This is a genomic window from Streptomyces sp. CAI-85 (assembly GCF_013363615.1).
Taxonomy (GTDB): domain Bacteria; phylum Actinomycetota; class Actinomycetes; order Streptomycetales; family Streptomycetaceae; genus Streptomyces; species Streptomyces antibioticus_B.
This window is the reverse complement of record NZ_JAANNX010000177.1, coordinates 1-1,548: the sequence shown is the minus strand read 5'-3', so window position 1 is coordinate 1,548 and position 1,548 is coordinate 1. Positions and strand designations below refer to the sequence as shown.

Sequence of the window (1,548 nt, the reverse complement as noted above, 5' to 3'; positions counted from 1 at the left end):
CCCCGTTATGTTTTTCGCGGCTCCGCAACGGGGCTGCTGGCCTCCGGGCCCGGTATGACTGTTGCCCCCTGTCGAAGGCATGACCTGGGGGGTGGTGTTCACCGGGCCCGGGGGTGTTCGTCGGAGACGCTGATCAGAGGTCCGGCCACCGCCCGGTCCGGCGCAATGCCGGACGGTTCGCGGGCGGCAGGTCTGCATAACGTGGATGCGCGAGCACGACACCCGAGCCGAGGCCGGCACGTTCAACTCGCCTGGAGGAACGCGATGTTCGAGATCGAAGACGTGGGCGTGTTCCTGGGCCTGGACGTCGGCAAGAGTGCCCATCACGGGCACGGGCTGACCCCGGGCGGAAAGAAGGTCTTCGACAAGCCCCTGCCCAACAGCGAGCCGAAGCTGCGGGCCGTCTTCGACAAGCTGACCGCGAAGTTCGGCACCGTCCTCGTCGTGGTCGACCAGCCCGCTTCCATCGGCGCCCTGCCGCTGACCGTCGCCCGCGACGCCGGCTGCCGTGTCGCCTATCTGCCCGGCCTGGCCATGCGGCGCATCGCCGACCTCTACCCGGGCGAGGCGAAGACCGACGCGAAGGACGCGGCCGTGATCGCGGACGCGGCCCGCACCATGCCGCACACCCTGCGCTCGCTGCAGCTGACCGACGAGATCACCGCCGAACTCACGGTCCTCGTGGGCTTCGACCAGGACCTCGCGGCCGAGGCCACCCGCACGTCCAACCGGATACGCGGCCTGCTCACCCAGTTCCACCCGAGTCTGGAGCGCGTTCTGGGTCCCCGCCTCGACCACCAGGCCGTGACCTGGCTGCTGGAGCGCCACGGATCCCCGGCGGCCCTGCGCAAGGCCGGCCGCCGCAGACTCGTGGAGCTGATCCACCCGAAGGCACCGCGCATGGCCACCCGGCTGATCGACGATGTCTTCGACGCGCTCGACGAGCAGACCGTCGTGGTTCCGGGCACCGGCACCCTCGACATCGTCATCCCCTCCCTGGCCGCCTCGCTCGCCGCTGTCCACGAACAGCGTCGGTCGATGGGGGCCCGGATCAACGCCTTGCTGGAGGCTCACCCTCTTTCCCCGGTCCTGACGTCGATGCCCGGCGTCGGCGTCAGGACCGCCGCCGTCCTGCTGGTCACCGTCGGCGACGGCACCAGCTTCCCCACCGCCGCCCACCTGGCCTCCTATGCCGGCCTCGCCCCCACCACGAAGCAGTCGGGCACCTCGATCCACGGCGAACACGCACCGCGAGGCGGAAACCGGCAGCTCAAACGCGCCATGTTCCTCTCCGCCTTCGCCTGCATGAACGCCGACCCCGCCTCCCGCGCCTACTACGACAAGCAACGAGCCCGCGGCAAGACCCACACCCAGGCCCTCCTCCGCCTCGCCCGCCAACGCATCAGCGTCCTGTTCGCCATGCTCCGCAACGGCACCTTCTACGAATCCCGCACGCCCGCGAACATCGAGCTCGCCGCGTAACCCCACCAACCCGAACCATCCCAAACCTGACAGGCATGCCTTGACGAAAGACATAGAGGCACCCCC

The 1,548-nt window shown here is 69.6% G+C and carries 1 protein-coding gene; it reads left to right on the top strand.

What is annotated here, in order from left to right; all coding sequences use genetic code 11:
• The first annotated feature begins 264 nt into the window (after positions 1-264).
• The gene (locus tag G6W55_RS37560) at positions 265-1,482 is read left to right on the top strand and encodes an IS110 family transposase (RefSeq protein WP_175469209.1); all 1,218 of its coding nucleotides are present in this window, start codon (positions 265-267) and stop codon (positions 1,480-1,482) included.
• Positions 1,483-1,548: the final 66 nt, after the last annotated feature.